The organism is Neobacillus sp. NRS-1170 (genome assembly GCF_050468025.1).
On record NZ_JBITPF010000038.1, the window covers coordinates 79,138 to 97,662 of the forward strand.

Sequence of the window (18,525 nt, forward strand, 5' to 3'; positions counted from 1 at the left end):
TTGAGGGCTTTTTTTTTATGTAAACAACGGCACAGTATACGTGCCGTTATTTTAAGAACCAAGTTGCTTTAAAGATCCTATTCTTTCCCCCACCTTAATTTCCTTAGGAGTTTGAAGATTAGCTTCAACCTGGAAAATATCCTTTTCAAAAAGCAGAACAACCGTGGATCCAAATGTGAAATAGGCCATTTCAGCACCCTTTTCTAACTCAGAGCCCTTATGTGTGGTTTCGATGGAATTAACAAACATTGCGCCAACCTTTACAATTGCCACATGACCAAATTCTGTTTTCACTTCCGTAATGACGCGGTAGTTTTTTGCAAGCGTTCGGACTCCGTATTTTAACCCCAATTTATTAACTGGATATGATTTTGCACCAAGTGTCCATTGGTTTGTTACCGTTCCATTTACAGGACTATGGATACGGTGATAATGACTTGGACTTAGATAAAGAATCATATATGTACCGTTTAAATATTTTGAAAGCAGTTCACGGTTCCCAAGCATCTCATCAATGGAATAGGTCTTCCCTTTTACGATAATGTCACTTTTATCATTGATGGAACCAACATCTTCAATGACAGCATCCACTGGGCTCGTTACGGAGTCATAATCTTTATTAATAATCCTCGCTTCACTTTTCAAGGTTCTAATAAACAGATCATGAAGGGTTGGATATTCTGACAAGCCTTTCTCCATTTCTTCTTGATTCAATTGATAGATTCTAGCGAAGGATGGTACGATAAACCGACTCGCACGCGAACGGGCAAAGCTCTTTAATATGCTGGATGTCCACCTTCCATTCGTTAATTCAATCAAGAGACGATAAATAGTTTGCAACATTAAATGACCCCCAAATAGTGTAAAAATACTCTTTACGAAAAAGCATAAAACGCTTAGAATTAAATAATATAGAATAAACTCAAGAAATGGAATTCCCTTCTGTCTTTTAAAAAAGGAGTGATGAGGAGAAATGTTTTTGTTGGACTTTTTGGATCAAACCATCAAAAAGCTTAAATCCCAAACAGCAAATGTTATTACGTTAACAAATTTATCATTGGGCGGGTTTGCAATCATTTTCGCACTTCATGCCAATAATCTTAGATTAAGCTTATTGCTTATTTTTATTGCAGCCTTGGCAGATCGTTTTGACGGCTTGATTGCAAGAAAGTTTCATATCGAATCAGAACTCGGTAAACAATTGGATTCCATGAGTGATATTATATCATTTGGAGTGGCTCCTGCACTATTGCTATACCAGGGAGTTTTGCATGAATTCGGCGGACCGGGCACATTTTTCACTGTATTTTACATTGGTTGCGGTGCATTTAGACTTGCACGTTTTAACATTACAGAAAGCAATGGATATTTCACTGGTTTACCGATCACTGCAGCAGGCTGCTTAGCCACCTTAAGCTTTTTGGCCATTAACTACGTACCATCCCAAACGTTCTTATTTATTATTATTATTCTATCCTTCCTAATGGTCAGCTCCTTTAAGCTTAAAAAAGTTTAATAATTCAGAAATTCAAAAATAACTTGCTTGGACAATAGCCAAGCAGGTTATTTTTTTTTAAACAATAAAATTTTCTGGACAGACACAATTTCCCGTTTTCTTCATAGGAATTAGTAATAGGCAGAAGCCCAAAAAAGATACGGGGGTGGAAGTAGATGTCTGGAATCTTGACAGCTCTTGGCTACTTAGTTAAAGAGTTTTTGTTTCTTGTATCCTATGTTAAAAATAATGCCTTTCCTCAACCCCTATCTGCTGCAGAAGAAAGGAAATATCTACGATTAATGGCAGAAGGGGATTCGCATGCACGCAATATGTTAATTGAACATAATTTACGCTTAGTTGCCCACATTGTCAAAAAGTTCGAAAATACCGGCGAAGATTCGGAAGATTTAATCTCCATCGGAACCATCGGATTAATAAAAGCGATTGAAAGCTACTCAGAGGGTAAAGGGACAAAACTCGCTACCTACGCTGCACGATGTATTGAAAATGAAATACTGATGCATTTGCGGGCGTTGAAGAAAACGAAAAAAGACGTTTCCCTGCATGACCCCATTGGTCAAGACAAAGAGGGGAATGAAATTTCCTTAATTGATGTTTTAAAGTCGGAATCAGAAGATGTCATAGATACAATCCAGTTAAATATGGAGCTTGAGAAAATAAAGAAATATATTGAGGTACTTGATGATCGGGAAAAGGAAGTGATTATCGGACGCTTTGGCCTTGATTTGCAGAAAGAAAAAACACAGCGCGAGATAGCCAAAGAACTTGGAATTTCCCGCAGCTATGTCTCCAGAATCGAAAAGCGTGCACTAATGAAAATGTTTCATGAATTCTACCGCGCCGAAAAGGAAAAAAAGAAGAAAAATTAAAGACAAAGTTCAAAAAAGAGCTGGATTACTCCAGCTCTTTTTTACCGTCTTTCAATAGCATATTCCATGTTTTTCCACCGTCTATAGATTGGTATAAATCATTTCTATACGTAGTAAAAGCCATTTGATTTTGATTTTTTGGATTAACCGCTAAATAAGTAATTGGATTGTCATAATCAAGAAAAGGAATCGTGATATTCGTTAGCCCGCCAGAAGCAGCGTTCCAAGTTTTCAAGAAAATTGTATTGTTTTCAACACTTGAAAATAATATTGAATCGCCGTTAAACGTGAGGGCTGTAACCATAAAAGGATCTGTTATTCGCTTCATCGTATTTCCATTGTCAGTAGAATAATAAATTCCTGATCTAGTTGACATCGCCATGATATCCCCGTTTGTTGGGTGAACCGCCATCATTCCCAATGAATCTGCATCAAAATTTGTGAACGCACTTTTTTTCCAAGTTCGGCCGTTGTCTTTCGTATAATTGACACCTTGACTTAACTTATCATGTGGCTGTTCACTTATTACATAGATGGTATCACCTGAAAAGCTTGCCGCTATAAAATAAAAATCCGTATCACCATAGAAGGCTAATTTTTTGAGGGATTTTCCATTGTCATTACTTTGTACCAAACCAAGCGGGTCTTTAAAGCCTGTCCCTTTTTGCGGAATCCCACTTGATACAAACCCTTTTTTAATTGCTTGAAAGCCAATATATTCATGGTTATTTGTGGTTGTTTTGTACCATGCTGAATCTTTTAACATTTTTAAACCATCATTAGAAGCAACATAAAGACTATTATCATTTCCTGGAAAGCCAATTCCTCGTATATTTTCTAATTTGAATGATTTCGCTTCTACAATTTCAAATTTCGTTTTATTTACAGCCTCATCCTTTGGTGCTGCATTTTTTTGCTCGTTCCCGCTGCAGCCGGAAACAATCAATAAAATACCTGTTAAAATAACTTGTAATACTTTCTTTTGAATCTTCACTTTTTTCCTCCTGAATTCTAATCCCTATCCATCCACTTATACCCCAGTCCCCAGACAGTTGTCAAATATTCATCAACAGGAAAACCTGTTTTTCTTAATTTATCTCTTAGATTTCGGACATGGGAATCAACCGTCCGATCTTCTGTCGGTGCCGCATATCCCCAAATGGTTGTTAACAGGTGCTCACGGGTAAATACTTTATTTCGATTCTGCAGGAAAAGCCCCAATATCGAAAATTCTTTAGGGGTAACCGGAACATTCTTATCATGAAAAGAAACTTCATAGGAATCTTCATTTAAGGAAAGACCATTGAAGGCAACGACCCCTTTTTTACCATTCTTTCTTCTTAAAATGGCTTCAATCCTAGCGATTAGCTCCTCTTCATCAAATGGTTTAGAAATATAATCATCCGCACCCATTTTTAGGCCTTTTACAACATCTATTTTATCACTGCGAGCGGTTAACATGATAATGGGGATATCCCAATTTTTTCGTATCTCCAGGCATGCCTCCCAGCCATCCATTTCGGGCATCATTACATCCAATAAGATGAGATCTGCCTTTTCCTCCTCTAAATAATGAATTGCCTTAATTGCAGATGTCATTTTTATACACGTATATCCCTTTGGTGACAAATAGAGGGAAAGTAAATCTAACATCCTCGCTTCATCATCTATCACTAGAATTTTTTTCAAGTGCTACCTCTCCCCGATTAAATCTAGAATAAATTATACTACAATTGGTTAAAACAGATGTGAATTTCGTTTGGACAAAAACGGACATACACGTCCGCCTATACAAGCAAGGGCTAGGGCACATACCCTATTGTAAAAGGATAAAGGGGGGAATTTTATGCCATATGGTTATCCATACCCGCCAGCCTTTTACCCCGTACCATATCCTGTGCCATATCCTAGCGGCGCTGGAGGATGGTATGCACTCTTTATCGTCATCTTTATTCTATTTTTAATTCTCGGCGGCTGGTGGTATTTTTCTCGGTTTTGTTAAAATTATTGGGCTTATGCAATTTTTGTATAAGCCATTTTTATTTCGGGAGCCTCCAAATATAGAATCTTTCGAAAAATATATATTATAATGAAGTAGTACATATTTAAAGGGGGACAAATAATGACAGCTGCTACATATTTAGATGTTTGGGATCTTGATGTATTTTTTAAAGGGGGTAGTGGGTCTCCTGAATTCGCAGACCACTTAAACCAAACTGCTGAATTAATTGAAATTTTCCAATCTAAAGTAAATAACTGGACACCGCTTAATACTACGGAAGATCAAAAATATTTGCAGGAACTGTTGGAGGACTTCGAAAAGGCTGCTAAAAAACTCCGCCAGGCTGGCGCGTTTGTTGGATGCCTTCAAGCACAAAATACCGAAGATAAAAAAGCCTATAACCTTGAATCAAAAGTAACCAGTTTAAGCGCTGCCTTTCAAACAGCGCTAAGTGCTTTTGATAGTCTGCTTACATCCATAAAGGATGAAGTTTGGTCACAGCTGCTTTCAGAGGAGACATTAAACGAACTTTCCTTTGTATTAACGGAAAGACGCGAACGTGCCAAAGATAGACTTTCTAAGGAAGAGGAAGCGTTAATCAGCACTCTTGGTGTTGACGGATATCACAGCTGGGGACAATTGTATGATTTAATCGTAGGAAAAATAAAAATTCCGGTTCAGGAGAATGGTCATGAGGAGCTTCTGTCTGTCGGCCAGGCGTTTAACAAATTTGCAAGCCCCAACCGCGGTCTCCGAACATCTGTCTTTAAAAATTGGGAAAAAGCATGGGGAGATCAGGCAGACTTTTTAGCGAAAACCCTCAATCACCTCTCTGGTTTCCGTTTAAATGTTTATCAAAAAAGAGGCTGGGAAGAAGTCTTAAAAGAACCGCTTAGCATTAACCGAATGGAAAAGGAAACTCTTGAGGCGATGTGGTCGGTCATTTCTGAAAATAAACAAAAGCTTGTAACCTATTTAGAAAGAAAGGCAAAGCTTTTAGGTCTTAATAAATTAAGCTGGTATGATTTAGATGCTCCTTTCGGGAAAACTGCCTCAAAGCTTTCTTATCAAGATGGAGCTGAATTTATTGAACAGAATTTCGCACTTTTTGGCGAGAAAATGGCCGCATTTGCGAAAAAGGCATTCGAGGATCAGTGGATTGAAGCAGAAGATCGACCTGGAAAGGCACCTGGAGGATTCTGTACCTTCTTCCCCGAAAGCGGTCAATCAAGAATATTCATGACGTATTCGGGAACGCCTTCCAATGTTTCCACACTCGCACACGAGCTGGGACACGGCTTCCATACTTTTGCTATGAAAGGTGTTCAGCATCTTAACCGCAACTATGCCATGAACGTCGCAGAAACAGCGTCAACCTTTGCCGAGATGATTGTGGCCGATGCTGCGGTGAAGAACGCAAAGGATCCAGAGGAGAAACTCGTCCTGTTAGATGATAAAATTCAAAGAACGGTTGCGCTATTAATGAATATCCATGCCCGCTTCCTGTTTGAAACACGTTTTTATGAAGAAAGAAAACAAGGTCCAGTTGCGGTCGAAAGATTAAATGAATTAATGCTTGAAGCTCAAAAGGAAGCCTATTGTGAAGCGCTGGAAGAATATCATCCATTATTCTGGGCTTCGAAACTTCATTTCTTCATTACGGGTGTCCCGTTCTACAACTTCCCGTATACCTTTGGTTACCTATTCTCACTCGGTATTTATGCACAGGCAATTGAGGAAGGAAAAGGTTATGAAGAAAAGTATATTGCATTATTAAGAGATACAGCTTCGATGTCAGTAGAAGATCTGGCAAAGAAACATTTACAGGTCGACTTAACAGAAAAGGACTTCTGGGAAAAGGCAGTCCGAATTTGTATGGATGATGTGGATGAGTTTTTAGAGCTAACCAAATAAATTTGCCTAAAAAAGCATCGGCCGTGAATAAATGCGGCCGATGCTTTTACTATTATTCAACACTTAATTCTGCTGAGATTACGCAACCAATCGCCCCAGTAATGACCAAAGCCATCACAACCATGAACATTTTCTCCACCCCTTAAAATAGCTCTGCTCTTCCTAACTTGAATTTATCATATTTTCACAGTAACTATCGTAATGAGATGTGAACATTCTGTTAATTAACATATCCTGCTTTTAGCATAATGAAGGAACTATGATATCATTTTTTCTTTGATTTAAAAATTAGCGATATGAATAAAATATGCAGCGGCATTATTGTTACCTCCTATTGTAATCACTAAGCTAGGTGGTATCTTTCATACCCCATAAGCTTGCTCCTCTTCCCTGCATTAGAAAAAACATCTTTAAAACCACCTTTCTTTTCATGGATTTTTTAGTTCTTACATAAGACGGTGCATAGAGATTTGACGATCTTTATTTTGTTCATACAGTTTTTCAACTAGTTCCTGTTGAACTGCTTCTTCAAGAGTCACGTTTCGTTTCTTTATCGTTATCGAGAAAAATAAGATATTTAAGGTCATTTCATATCACTTCCTTTCATTTTTAATTAGGTATTTCATTCAATTACATTTCATGGTACATAGATATTTGACGATCTTTATTTTGTTCATAAAGCTTTTCAACCATTTCCTGGTGGACAGCTTCTTTTAGATTTACTACACGTTTTTTGATTGTTAATGAAAAAAATACTAAGTTAAGGGTCATCGCAGGAACACCTCCTTTAAAAAAATTTTGATTCAACAACATTCTTAATTTATGCAGCACATATCCAAACGGCGAGTAAAAAGGGCACAAAAAGGCCGCAAGAAGTCATCTCCCCTGCGGCCGGTCTTTTTAGGCACAAAAATACCGCAAGGCATCATTCTCCCTGCGGCATGGATATGTATTGTAACAAAATGCTAAGCAATCCATTCCAATCTGGTCGAATGTGTGTTATTCAAATATTTAGTTGCTTTTGAGCCAATATACGTTAACATCATTTTATTCGACCTCCTTTGGAATTTTTTACTTACTACGGTAATTATATCCACACACCTATACTTTGTAAACCATTTTGAACAAATTTTTCTAAAAATAATGAAATGGCCCTTATAACGCAAAAAAAATAGTGCCCCCAATTTGGGAACACTTACTTTTTCCTAAAATCATCCTGCCCGTCTTCCACTTCTAGAAGTTTTATTTGATATCTCTTCACTTGAATAAAGAATAAAATAGACGCTGCTAAGAATGAAATAGCAGAATTGATCATAATATTTAAATCCGTCACAGTTTTTTCTGTATATGGAATAATCGCACCTAAATAGAAAAATACTCCGAAAGCAAATAAAGTCAGCGCAAACCGTTTGAAATCAGCTATCTTCTCAAAAAGTCTTTTCGTTTGCTGTTCCACTACCATCACCTGCTTCTCTTAAATTCTACTAACCTACTTTAACACAGAAAACAGCGTTAATCAGTATGTAAATATTAGAAAAGGTGTCAGGCACCATGTGAAAATTTCACATGGTGCCTGACACCCATTGTAACATTAACACTATTCTAATGCTTGTGACAGGTCCTCGATTAGGTCTTCTACGTCTTCGAGGCCGACTGAGATGCGGACTAGGCCATCGGTGATTCCTAATTCTGCTCTCCGTTCTGCCGGAATGGATGCATGTGTCATTCTTGCTGGAACGGAAATTAAACTTTCAACAGCACCTAGACTTTCAGCTAGTGTAAAGTATTTTATTTTGCTTAACAGTTGATCCGCATTTTCCGCACTTCCGACATCAAATGAAACCATACCGCCAAAACCTCTGGATTGTTTTTTCGCTATGTCATGATTCGGATGTGTTTCAATGCCTGGATAGAATACCTTTTTCACTTTAGAATGCCCTTGTAAAAACTCCACAATTGCATTTGTATTGGATTCAGTTTCTTCCATGCGGATACCTAATGTTTTAATCCCTCTGATTAGCAGCCATGAATCCTGAGGCCCCAATACACCGCCAGTTGAGTTTTGAACAAAATGAAGGTCTTCAGCCAGCTTATCACTATTGACAACCACTAACCCTGCAACAACATCACTGTGTCCGCCAATATATTTCGTGGCACTATGCAGGACAATGTCCGCTCCAAGCTCAAGTGGATTTTGCCAGTAAGGTGTAGAAAATGTATTATCGACAATAGTTAAAAGGTTATGTTCTTTAGCAAGCTTGGCTGCTGCTTCAATATCCGTGACTTTTAGTAGTGGGTTTGTCGGTGTTTCTAAATATACTGCTTTTGTGTTTGGACGAATTTCTCTCTTAATATTTTCTAAACTACTTGTATCAACAAAAGTGGAATCGATTCCGAAGCGGTTCAAAACCTTAGTCATAACTCGGAAGGTTCCACCGTACACATCATCTGTAAGAATGACATGGTCACCGCTGTTAAACAGCATGATTACGGCAGTAATTGCTGCCATACCAGAGCCAAAAGCAAATCCTGCTTTTCCACCTTCAATATCTTTAATCAATTCTTCAAGAGCATTTCTCGTTGGATTGCCGGTTCTTGAGTACTCAAAGCCTTTGTGTCCGCCGACACCTTCTTGCTTATACGTACTTACTTGGTAGATTGGAAAAGATACAGCACCTGTTGCCGGGTCTTCGCTAATACCGCCATGAATTAACTTCGTTTTTCTTTTCAAACTAAATGCCTCCCTCAAAAATCTTTTTACTTAAATATCGTTCGCTGCCATCAGGGAATATCACAACAATATTTGTTCCTTGCTTTGCTGATTCCGCTTCTTTAAGTGCTGCATATAAAGCCGCACCGGAAGAACTGCCGACCAGCAGGCCCTCTTTTGCAGCCAGTTCTTTTACAAGCTCAAAGGAATTGACATCCATTACTGTATAAATGGCATCAAAATATTCTGTGTCCATGAACGGAGGCAAAAATTCCATTCCAATGCCCTCCGCTTTATGGGGTCCGGGTTTTCCGCCGTTTAAAATTGAGCCTTCTGGTTCAACGATGACGGTCTTGATTTCTTTCTTCTTTTCTTTTAAATAACGTGACGTCCCCATGAAGGTACCGCCAGAGCCCGCTCCAGAAACAAAGATATTAATCTGTCCGTTCAATTGCTCCCACAATTCCGGGCCAAGTGTTTTATAGTAAGTATCAGGATTCGCTGGATTAGCAAATTGCTGCGGACAAAAGGATCCTGGAATTTCCTCTAGAAGTTCCTGTGCCTTGGCTATGGCACCTTTTATCCCAAGTTCTGTTGGAGTATTTATAATCTTGGCACCAAGCGCCTTCATGATTTCCTGCTTTTCCATACTGAACTTTTCCGGAACACAAAAAATAACCTGTACACCTTTATTTATCGCCGCAAGTGCCACGCCAATACCTGTATTGCCGGCAGTTGGCTCGATAACTGTTCCGCCTTCCTCCAGCTTACCGGATTCGAAAGCATCTCTTAAAAGCTCTAGACCAAGTCTATCTTTAACACTCCCGCCGGGGTTCATGAATTCCAGCTTCGCAAAAATGCGAACGCCTTCAGGCAATGGAAATTGAGTAATCTCGACAACTGGTGTGTGCCCAATTAATTCATGTACGTTCTTATAAACCTTCATTTTTACACCCCTGATTTCTATCTTAAAGCGGCCACCATCTTCATAACCAGCGTAGCAGAATTGGTTGCTGCTTTATCAATAAATTGATCAAATGAGATTTCCGACTCTTTACCAGCGATATCGGAAAGGGAACGAATGATCACAAAAGGAACACCAAAGCGATGAGCTACTTGAGCTATCGCCGCTGCTTCCATTTCAACGGCTTGAAGATCAGTAAACTTCTCTCGTATAAAATCTACACGTGCCGGATTCTCCATGAAAGAGTCACCCGTAGCAATTAAACCTCTCACGATTTGAAATCTGTCTAGTTCCTTTGCGGCAGTTTCTGCTACCCCGATTAATTTATCATCAGCTTTAAAGGCAGCTGGAAGCTGAGGAACCTGGCCATACTCATATCCAAACGCTGTTACATCGACGTCATGATGGCGCACCTCCGTAGAGATGACGGCATCACCTACATTTAAAGAAGGATTAAGTCCTCCTGCTGAACCTGTATTGATGATATAATCAGGCTTATATTTATCAAGCAGGATAGTTGCCGACATCGCTGCGTTCACCTTACCAATCCCTGAACGCAAAAGAATTACGTCTGCACCATGCATTTTTCCAAACGTAAATTCACAGCCGGCAACAGTTTCCTGAGTTTGATCCTCAATATTGTCTCTTAACAGAGTCACTTCTTCTTCCATTGCACCGATGATGGCAATTTTCATTTTTTTACCTCTTTCTTATTGTTTTACGCCTTCCATTACCCAGACAAAATCGTTGAAGCGCGTAAAAGTAACGCTAAAACCGTTTTTCTGTAAAATATGTTTTAAAAAGGGAATTGTTGTATAATACTCCGTTTCCAAATCTTTTGCTAGGTTATGAAAGCCATTATTTTTAGCTTCTACGATTGCATTATTATAATCTTCCTCAGTTTCATACAACGTATCCGCGAACACTATTTTACCACCAATAGAAAGAAGTCTGCCATATTTAGCTATTGCTTCCGCTTTTTCATCATCAGTTAGATGATGGAAGGCATACGAACTGACAAAGGTATCAATGATGATTTGCTCCGGAAATTGAAGAAAATCACCATCAAGGAGCAATGCTTCCCCATTAAGTTTATCTTCTGCAATTTTTCTCATCGACTGGGAAGGTTCGATACCTGTAACCTTTAAACCTTTTGCCAGCAGCTTTTTGGTCAGATTTCCTGTCCCGACGCCGAATTCAACTACATGACCGTAGGAACGATTAGCGACTCCCTCTAATATTTCCTCATATTTTGAAAATACTTCTTTATATTGAATATCATTGCCAACGACTGTCTCATCATATGTGTCAGCCCACTGTTCGAATACTTCAAGAAATTCTCTACCCATTAAAGTCACTCCTAAGATGTCGATAATTCCTATAGGTATACTATGAATTTTTGAAAAAGCTGTTCTCAATTTACCATATTCCGAACTATTATTCAACAAATTCGTTGTTTCTTAGAAAAGAAATGTCTAAAATATATTCTGACAGAAAGGAGGATTTGAATTGATGAATTTTCAGTTTGACCTGATTGAGGATAAAGTTGAATTTTATGAGGCCAATAACCTTAAAACATTACAAAAAAAGATTGAAGCGCAAATAGAGGAAAATAAAGCAATTATGCTGGGAGTTCATTCCGTTTCCCATCAAATGCATGTAAATGAAAATGGACAAACCTATTTTACTGCTGTCGTTCATTTTAAAAAGAAATAGGATGGTGCCAATAATTGGCCCATCCTTTCGTTGTCTCTTACTTATTCTGACAGTTGTTCTACCTTTGTTGGCATCCAGCCTTGGCCATCCACCCATTTAATATAAACTCTATACTTCTGCTTTGTGTCTTTGGATTCAATCGTACCTATTGAGGCATTTTGCGTTGATTTATCTCTGCCTAGCCAATATACCGTCATATTACTTTGATCAATTCCAGTTGCATAAGACATTGCTGCTAGCATTTCCTGCCAATCTGCAGAATTCTGATCATATACCGGGGTATGTTCACCTGATTGGGTTGTGCCGACAGGCTTCCATGAAGGATTTTCAACTGATTGTGAGACATCCGATGAACTTCCGCCTTCAGAAACGACTGCTTGGGAATCGTCTGCCTGTTCAGGTGCTACACTATCCTCACTATTTCCATCATCATTATTGGCAACATCCTCGGATGATTTCTCTTCCTCTTTAGATACGTTCTTATCTTTTTTCTCTTGAACTGCCTTTTGTTTCTGTTCTGTTTTTGGAGTGTCCTTTTTCGGCGCCGCTGCATTATCATCGCCTGATGAAAAAATATTGTAGGCCACGAAAATGATTAAAAGTAACACAATGATAATTAAACTATTTAAGACGAGGTTCGTCTTTTTTCTTTTTGCTCGGTGGCCAAAACGTGAACTTTGATTAAGATCGTTACTCAACTGATATCACTCTCCCCAAAAATAAGGCTCTCAATATTCTAACATGAATTGATTAGATATTTAAAGGAAAAACCTGCCTCTACTCAGAACCATTATCATTTTCATACAACACCTTTACCATATCAGCAAATAACAAATTAACCCCGCCCGCATTGTCTGGCACATCTAAATTAACCGCAACTAACGCATATTTGGGAGTTTGATATGGAAAATAGCCGGCAAACCATTTATTATGCAATTGCTGACCGTTTACAAACTTTCCAGTTTCCGCAGTCCCAGATTTCCCAGCAACCTCGTATGGAAGCTCTTTAAACCATCTACCTGTCCCATTTTGGTTTAAGACGACCTCGCGCAGCAATTTTTGCAGCTTCATCGCTGTATAGGGTGAAATGGTATCTCCCTTTAAGTCTTTTTGATCAAAATTCACCATGGTTGTACCATTTTTATATTCAATTTTTGATGCTGCACGGACCATTTCCTTTTGGCCGCCTCTAGCAATCGTAGCCATCATATTAGCAACAGCTAAAGGGGTGGCGCGAACCTCATGCTGGCCAATTCCTGACATTGCCGCGAAGTTAGCATCTTTTCTTGCCTCATCTGACATAAACACTCTGCCCTTGTCCTCAGCGGGAAGCTGTTTGAAATCACTGGTATGATAAATATCCCCCTGCCAGCCGACAGAACCAATCAAAGATAATTTTGCCGCATAGTCTTCCAGTAAGTTGGGATTCTTTTTTTGTAATTCTCTCGCTAACTCACCAAATGTCCGATTACAACTTCTGGCAAAGCTATCAGTAAAATTCAGCATTCCATAATTATATTTCAGCTCAGGCTTGCCATTAATCTTTTTACTGCAATCAAACATTCGCGTCGGGTCATCAAGATTATGGTCGATGGATGCTGCTGCCACAACGGTTTTAAAGACAGAGCCCATGATTTGCTGCTTTAACATTACATTCGTAATTCCCGCTCCATTGTATGGGTCTTTTTTATTAATCGTCGGGCGTGATACCATCGCCAGCACACTATTGTCCTGTATGTCTAGTAGAACTATTCCGCCTTTTTTTATTTGATACTTATCAACCAGTTCCTCTGCTTTTTGCTGCAGATTTTTATCAATGGTCGTTCGAACATTGACAGGATAAAAGGGATTAGCTGGGTCGACATACTTCACATTGATACCAAATAAAGGGGCACCGCCTCCGTCAACATGGTAAACGAGCTTTGATTTTCCTTCAGGCAGAAGAAATTCATCAAAGCTTTCCTCAAGACCTGATACACCAATTAAGGTTTTCTCCGATAAGTCTTTGTTTGGATAACGTTTCTGTAATTCTTTCGCATTTTCTCCTGTTAACCCAATTAATTGTTCAGCTGGCACATCTCTCCGCTCAAACTTTTTTTCAATCGCAAATACACCAGGAATCTTTAATGAATTAATTTTTTCCATTTGCGAACTCGACAGTTCTACTGGTTCAGGGTCGCCATACGCAAATGGCTTCTTTGCGCCTTCTACTGCACTTTTTAACAAATTAACAGGAATCGCTGTTATATCCGCAACTTTATCCACCTCCCAGTCCATCTTTTTTAAAAATGGAAATAGGACAAGCACCGACACCTTTTTATATGTCAGCATTGTTCCATTCCGATCAAGAAAATTACCCCTGCCGTTATCTATCACTAATTCTTGTGTTCGTTGCTTTACGCTTTCCTCTAATAAATTAACGTTATGTTTTGAAAAAGTTTCTGTTTCAACTAATTGTATTTGCATTAAACGTGCTAAAAGAAGCACTAATCCGGTTAAACTTATAAAAAGCCAGCCAACTGCGCGTTTTCTCCACATAAAAAACACCTCGTCAAAAGTTTTGACGAGGTTTACTTTTTTCAAACATTATTTAATTGAAACAATACGGACGCTCATTTCGCCGCCAGGTGTTTGAACAGATACTTGATCGCCAACCTTTTTACCTAAAAGGCTTTTAGCAATCGGTGAATCGTTAGAAATTTTACCTTCAAACGGATCAGCTTCTGCACTACCAACAATAGTATAGGTTTCTTCTTCACCATCTGGAAGTTCCACAAAGGTAACGGAGCTGCCAAGAGTTACAGAGTCGCTCGCTAGTTCCCCTTCTTCGATGATCTTAGCATTGCGCACCATATTTTCTAAAGTGGTAATTCTGCCTTCAACAAAAGCTTGCTCTTCCTTCGCGGAATCGTACTCAGAGTTTTCAGATAAATCCCCAAAGCTGCGCGCGATTTTAATTCTTTCTACCACTTCTTTACGTTTAACGGATTTTAAGTATTCAAGTTCTTGTACAAGTTTGTCCTTACCTGCCTGTGTCATTGGAAATACTTTCTCAGTAGCCAAAACCCTCACTCCTTCTAGTCTTCACAATACCCCATTAGAATTGTGTTTGTAATGTATGTAGATATTATGCCAATCGGCATAATACATTCAGCGCGTCCTTGTAAAATAAAGGGCGCGCATTTATCCATTTTGGATTTTATAGATAGTTCTTTTGCTATTGTTTCATAAAAATGACTTTTGTTCAAGAATTGTTTGAATTTTTGTTACCATTAAATCAATCGCCACGTGATTATGTCCGCCTTCAGGGATGATAACATCCGCATAACGCTTGGTCGGCTCAATAAATTGATTATGCATTGGACGAACCACATTCACATATTGATCGATAACAGAATCAAGTGTTCTCCCTCGTTCTTGAATATCACGCTGCAGTCTGCGGATAATCCGTAAATCTGCATCGGTATCCACGTACAGTTTAATGTCCATCAAATTGCGTAGACGTTCATCTTCAAGAACCAAGATTCCCTCTAAAATAATGACATCCTTTGGTTCTACAGGAATGACTTTTTCTGAACGTGTATGCTGTGAATAATCATACACAGGCTTTTCGATCAGTTCAAAGCGTAATAGCTTTTCTATGTGAGCTATTAATAAATCGTTATCGAAAGCGAGCGGATGGTCATAGTTTGTTTTTAACCGTTCTTCAAATGGCAAATCACTCTGATCCTTATAATAATAATCTTGTTCAAGCATCAAAATAGAATGCCCCTTAAAGCTTTCATAAATCGCTTTGGTAACACTGGTTTTTCCGGAGCCGGAGCCGCCGGTTACACCAATAACAACGGGCTTGCGCATTATACTAGTTCTCCTTTCGCATCATGTTGTTAGGGTACACCGGTTTGTCCAATTTGAATTGTACAATCTGAAGTGGATGTCTAGCTGCATCCAGTTCATTACCTTTTTCATCCCAAATTTTATCAATTACATGAGTAAAGTTATTAATTTCCGGTCCGAAGAACTCTACCTCATCACCCGGTCTAAAATGGTTTCTCTGTTGAAGAGTTACCACTTGTGTCTCTTCATTATAATCTAACACAAGACCAACAAATTCAAACTTTGTCTTCTTGCTATGATTACCAAACATTTGCTCTTTATACCCCGGAACCCCTTCAAAAAACGCTGGAGCCGTTTCACGATTGGCACATTTGTCGAGTTCCTCTAACCATTCTCGCTTAATCACAAAATTCTCTGGGTCTGCACAGTAAGCGTCAATAACCTTGCGATAAACACTGACAACTGTGGCCACGTAATGAATGGATTTCATCCGGCCTTCAATTTTCAAACTATCGATCCCCATCTCAATCATTTGCGGAATCGACTGAATTAAATTAAGATCCTTCGGGCTCATCGCAAACGGAGCATCACCTTCGGCATAAAGTGGTGCTTCGTTACCTTCACCTTCAAGCTGATAAAGATCATAATCCCAGCGGCAGGATTGGCAGCAGCCACCGCGGTTGGAATCTCTAGCGGTCATGTGGTTACTTAACGTACAACGGCCTGAATAAGCAATACACATCGCACCATGAATAAAGGTTTCAATTTCGATATCCACCTTTTCTTTCATTTCTCGAATCTCTTCTGCGCTTGTTTCACGAGCTAAAACAACACGCTCCAAGCCTTCTTCCTTCCAGAATTGGACAGCCTTCCAGTTTGAAAGGGATTGCTGAGTACTTAAATGCACTTCAATCTCCGGTGCAATACGGCGGCATGTTTCAATGATTAACGGGTCGGCCACAATGATTCCTGCGACGCCAGCTTCTTTTAAACCCTGTAAATACTCTTCTAACCCATCGATATTTTCATTGTGGGCATAGATATTGGTGGTAACATAAATTTTCGCACCATACTTTTTAGCGAACTCCACGCCTTCTTTCATTTCTTCAAAGGTAAAGTTATCCGCATTGGAACGCAGACCATATTCCTGACCTCCAATAAATACGGCATCCGCACCATATTGAACGGCAATTTTCAACTTTTCAAGATTTCCTGCTGGTGCAAGGAGTTCCGGCTTCTTCACAATGACACGCTTTCCATCGATAATTTCAGAAATCTTGTCTTTAACTGTATTCACGATTGAAACTCCTCCTAATTTGTCTAGCTGCAGCGCCCCTGACCAAGGCGCTTTCGCTTTTCTGTTTAGTAAACTGTCTCTTTAAAATAGAATCCTGTATCTAACGGACGATTGGATGGCTGAATTTCTTCGATTGCTGCTAATAACTCGTCCTTTTTATCCTCGTATGCATCTGGATCTTCAAAATATAAATTAATCGCCTCACGGTAAGCTTTTGTTACAGCAAGAATATATTCCGGGCTCTTTAGGATTCCGTCGATTTTGAAAGAATCTACTCCTGCTTCTAACATTTCTCCAAGCTCATCGATGATACAAATATCATTCGGGCTCATAATATGGGTTCCATTTTCATCCTCAAAAATCGGATATTTATTACCTCGTTCCTTATCGTGCAAGAACATATCTTTTTGCATTTTACGATTTTCAATTTCCATTGCTTTGCCCTGGTATTCATAATAATTACCCAGCAATGAACGCTTGGATTGGAACATACAGCTCATGCCGTGTACCTGTACTTCAATTTCCACTTCGGCATTTTCCTTGATTTCAACAATGGCATCCATATTGATTTCACGGGCAAGAACGGCTCTTTTCGCGCCCTTTCTTCCCCAGTAGTTGCATGTATACCAATTCGTGCCTGTCGTTTCTGTGCTCCAATGAAGCTTCATTTCAGGTGCGGCTTCTTTAGCTGCCATTAATACAGCTGGGTCTCCAAAAATGACGGCATCTGCTCGATTCTCGGCCGCAAATTGGATATACTCGCCAAGCTCGTCAATTTTATCGTTATGAAAAATAGCATTCATTGCCACATAAACTTTTTTTCCTTTAGAATGTGCCAATTCTATCGCTTTTTTAACATCTTCTCTATTAAATTCACCTGCAAGACGCAGCCCATATCGTTGTTCTCCAACAACAAAAGCATCTGCTCCCGCCTCAGCTAAAGGCAAAATATCATTTACAGATGTTGGTGTTACAAGTAATTCAGGCTTTTTCATACCTCTCACCTCTTCTTTTGCTAATTGCGACTCCATCCCCTACTGGAAGAATAACCGAATCATAATCTGGATGGCGCATTAACCAATGGTTAAACTCATCAATTTTCTTAACTAAATTTCGAATTCTTTTAGATTCTATCTCGGGCTCCGCTACTAATCCTTTGAACAAAACATTATCAGTAATAATCATTCCGTCATCAGAAAGATATTTTGAATAGATTTCAAAAAACTTTTTATATTGTCCTTTAGCGGCATCAATAAAAATGGTATCGTAAGGAGCAAACTTGCTGACGGCCTCCTCCACTTCTAATGCATCACCTTCAACCAGGATAATTTGCTTAGCATGCTCTGATCGGTTAATGAACTCTTTAGCTGCTTGAATTCGTTCCTCATCCCGTTCAATCGTAACAATTTGAGCTTTAGGAAGGGCATTTGCCATTCTTAAGGCAGAGTAGCCAATTGCCGTCCCTACTTCAAGAATCTTTTTTGAATTTTGGATGCGCAATAATTGGAGCAGCGCTTCGATTCCAGAAATTTCCATAATCGGGACTTTATGAACCTGAGCGTAGTTCTCCATTTCCGAAAACAACGGATTTCGTCCAAAAATCAATTCTTCTATATAAAAATGCAGCTTTTCATTTAACAAGCTGCCGTCACCTCAATCCTTTAAAATGCCTTAAATGCATTTTTGCCAATTTAATG

General features: G+C 39.1%; 22 protein-coding genes. 5 read left to right on the forward strand and 17 right to left on the reverse strand.

What is annotated here, in order from left to right; genetic code table 11:
* Positions 1–51: 51 nt before the first annotated feature.
* Positions 52–843, reverse strand: coding sequence for a phosphatidylserine decarboxylase (locus ACIFOT_RS17300; protein WP_430066588.1), 792 nt, complete (start codon positions 841–843; stop codon positions 52–54).
* A 130-nt stretch (positions 844–973) separates the two neighbouring features.
* On the opposite strand from ACIFOT_RS17300, the gene pssA reads away from it, so the two are divergent.
* A complete protein-coding gene (pssA, locus tag ACIFOT_RS17305) occupies positions 974–1,516 on the forward strand; it encodes a CDP-diacylglycerol--serine O-phosphatidyltransferase (protein WP_430066589.1) in 543 nt (180 codons plus the stop codon).
* Between the two features lie 155 nt (positions 1,517–1,671).
* Positions 1,672–2,388, forward strand: coding sequence for an RNA polymerase sporulation sigma factor SigK (gene sigK, locus ACIFOT_RS17310; protein ID WP_430066590.1), 717 nt, complete (start codon positions 1,672–1,674; stop codon positions 2,386–2,388).
* A 25-nt stretch (positions 2,389–2,413) separates the two neighbouring features.
* Here sigK and ACIFOT_RS17315 read toward each other — a convergent pair whose 3' ends face one another.
* Together ACIFOT_RS17315 and ACIFOT_RS17320 are read right to left on the reverse strand one after the other, a co-directional pair.
* Positions 2,414–3,382, reverse strand: a complete 969-nt coding sequence (locus tag ACIFOT_RS17315; protein WP_430066591.1) for a F510_1955 family glycosylhydrolase — start codon at positions 3,380–3,382, stop codon at positions 2,414–2,416.
* Between the two features lie 17 nt (positions 3,383–3,399).
* A complete protein-coding gene (locus tag ACIFOT_RS17320; protein WP_430066592.1) occupies positions 3,400–4,077 on the reverse strand; it encodes a response regulator transcription factor in 678 nt (225 codons plus the stop codon).
* Positions 4,078–4,234: 157 nt separating this feature from the next.
* Between ACIFOT_RS17320 and ACIFOT_RS17325 the strand changes: the two genes are divergently transcribed.
* Both ACIFOT_RS17325 and ACIFOT_RS17330 read left to right on the forward strand, forming a co-directional pair.
* Positions 4,235–4,390 (forward strand): hypothetical protein, encoded by a 156-nt coding sequence (locus ACIFOT_RS17325; RefSeq protein WP_430066593.1) that lies wholly within the window; start codon positions 4,235–4,237, stop codon positions 4,388–4,390.
* A 120-nt stretch (positions 4,391–4,510) separates the two neighbouring features.
* On the forward strand, positions 4,511–6,304 hold the full coding sequence (locus ACIFOT_RS17330) for a M3 family oligoendopeptidase (protein ID WP_430066594.1): 1,794 nt from the start codon (positions 4,511–4,513) through the stop codon (positions 6,302–6,304).
* 446 nt (positions 6,305–6,750) lie between these two features.
* On the opposite strand, the gene ACIFOT_RS17335 is transcribed toward ACIFOT_RS17330, so the two are convergent.
* From ACIFOT_RS17335 to ACIFOT_RS17365, 7 genes are all read right to left on the reverse strand, one after another.
* Positions 6,751–6,891, reverse strand: coding sequence for a YrzI family small protein (locus tag ACIFOT_RS17335; RefSeq protein ID WP_430066595.1), 141 nt, complete (start codon positions 6,889–6,891; stop codon positions 6,751–6,753).
* A gap of 43 nt (positions 6,892–6,934) precedes the next feature.
* Positions 6,935–7,075, reverse strand: a complete 141-nt coding sequence (locus ACIFOT_RS17340; RefSeq protein ID WP_430066596.1) for a YrzI family small protein — start codon at positions 7,073–7,075, stop codon at positions 6,935–6,937.
* 424 nt (positions 7,076–7,499) lie between these two features.
* Positions 7,500–7,760 carry a YrhC family protein gene (locus tag ACIFOT_RS17345; protein ID WP_430066597.1) on the reverse strand — a complete coding sequence of 87 codons (261 nt, stop codon included), beginning with the start codon at positions 7,758–7,760 and terminating at the stop codon, positions 7,500–7,502.
* Positions 7,761–7,901: 141 nt separating this feature from the next.
* A complete protein-coding gene (locus ACIFOT_RS17350) occupies positions 7,902–9,035 on the reverse strand; it encodes a bifunctional cystathionine gamma-lyase/homocysteine desulfhydrase (protein ID WP_430066598.1) in 1,134 nt (377 codons plus the stop codon).
* 1 nt (position 9,036) lies between these two features.
* Positions 9,037–9,960: a PLP-dependent cysteine synthase family protein gene (locus tag ACIFOT_RS17355; RefSeq protein ID WP_430066599.1), complete on the reverse strand. Its 924-nt coding sequence runs from the start codon at positions 9,958–9,960 to the stop codon at positions 9,037–9,039.
* Positions 9,961–9,977: 17 nt separating this feature from the next.
* Positions 9,978–10,673: a 5'-methylthioadenosine/S-adenosylhomocysteine nucleosidase gene (gene mtnN / locus ACIFOT_RS17360; protein WP_430066600.1), complete on the reverse strand. Its 696-nt coding sequence runs from the start codon at positions 10,671–10,673 to the stop codon at positions 9,978–9,980.
* 15 nt (positions 10,674–10,688) lie between these two features.
* Positions 10,689–11,327 carry a class I SAM-dependent DNA methyltransferase gene (locus tag ACIFOT_RS17365; RefSeq protein ID WP_430066601.1) on the reverse strand — a complete coding sequence of 213 codons (639 nt, stop codon included), beginning with the start codon at positions 11,325–11,327 and terminating at the stop codon, positions 10,689–10,691.
* A 163-nt stretch (positions 11,328–11,490) separates the two neighbouring features.
* On the opposite strand from ACIFOT_RS17365, the gene ACIFOT_RS17370 reads away from it, so the two are divergent.
* Positions 11,491–11,694 carry a DUF2536 family protein gene (locus tag ACIFOT_RS17370; protein ID WP_335713871.1) on the forward strand — a complete coding sequence of 68 codons (204 nt, stop codon included), beginning with the start codon at positions 11,491–11,493 and terminating at the stop codon, positions 11,692–11,694.
* A 41-nt stretch (positions 11,695–11,735) separates the two neighbouring features.
* On the opposite strand, the gene ACIFOT_RS17375 is transcribed toward ACIFOT_RS17370, so the two are convergent.
* From ACIFOT_RS17375 to ACIFOT_RS17405, 7 genes are all read right to left on the reverse strand, one after another.
* Positions 11,736–12,392, reverse strand: coding sequence for a YrrS family protein (locus tag ACIFOT_RS17375; protein WP_430066602.1), 657 nt, complete (start codon positions 12,390–12,392; stop codon positions 11,736–11,738).
* Positions 12,393–12,471: 79 nt separating this feature from the next.
* On the reverse strand, positions 12,472–14,232 hold the full coding sequence (locus ACIFOT_RS17380) for a peptidoglycan D,D-transpeptidase FtsI family protein (RefSeq protein WP_430066603.1): 1,761 nt from the start codon (positions 14,230–14,232) through the stop codon (positions 12,472–12,474).
* Between the two features lie 48 nt (positions 14,233–14,280).
* A complete protein-coding gene (gene greA / locus ACIFOT_RS17385; RefSeq protein WP_223591250.1) occupies positions 14,281–14,757 on the reverse strand; it encodes a transcription elongation factor GreA in 477 nt (158 codons plus the stop codon).
* 162 nt (positions 14,758–14,919) lie between these two features.
* On the reverse strand, positions 14,920–15,555 hold the full coding sequence (udk, locus tag ACIFOT_RS17390; protein WP_430066659.1) for a uridine kinase: 636 nt from the start codon (positions 15,553–15,555) through the stop codon (positions 14,920–14,922).
* A gap of 1 nt (position 15,556) precedes the next feature.
* Positions 15,557–16,828 (reverse strand): peptidase U32 family protein, encoded by a 1,272-nt coding sequence (locus ACIFOT_RS17395; RefSeq protein ID WP_430066604.1) that lies wholly within the window; start codon positions 16,826–16,828, stop codon positions 15,557–15,559.
* A 65-nt stretch (positions 16,829–16,893) separates the two neighbouring features.
* Positions 16,894–17,823: a peptidase U32 family protein gene (locus ACIFOT_RS17400; protein ID WP_430066605.1), complete on the reverse strand. Its 930-nt coding sequence runs from the start codon at positions 17,821–17,823 to the stop codon at positions 16,894–16,896.
* Entirely contained in the window at positions 17,810–18,469 is a 660-nt protein-coding gene (locus ACIFOT_RS17405) for an O-methyltransferase (RefSeq protein WP_430066606.1), read from the reverse strand. The genes ACIFOT_RS17400 and ACIFOT_RS17405 overlap by 14 nt, the downstream gene beginning before the upstream one ends.
* Between the last annotated feature and the right edge of the window lie 56 nt (positions 18,470–18,525).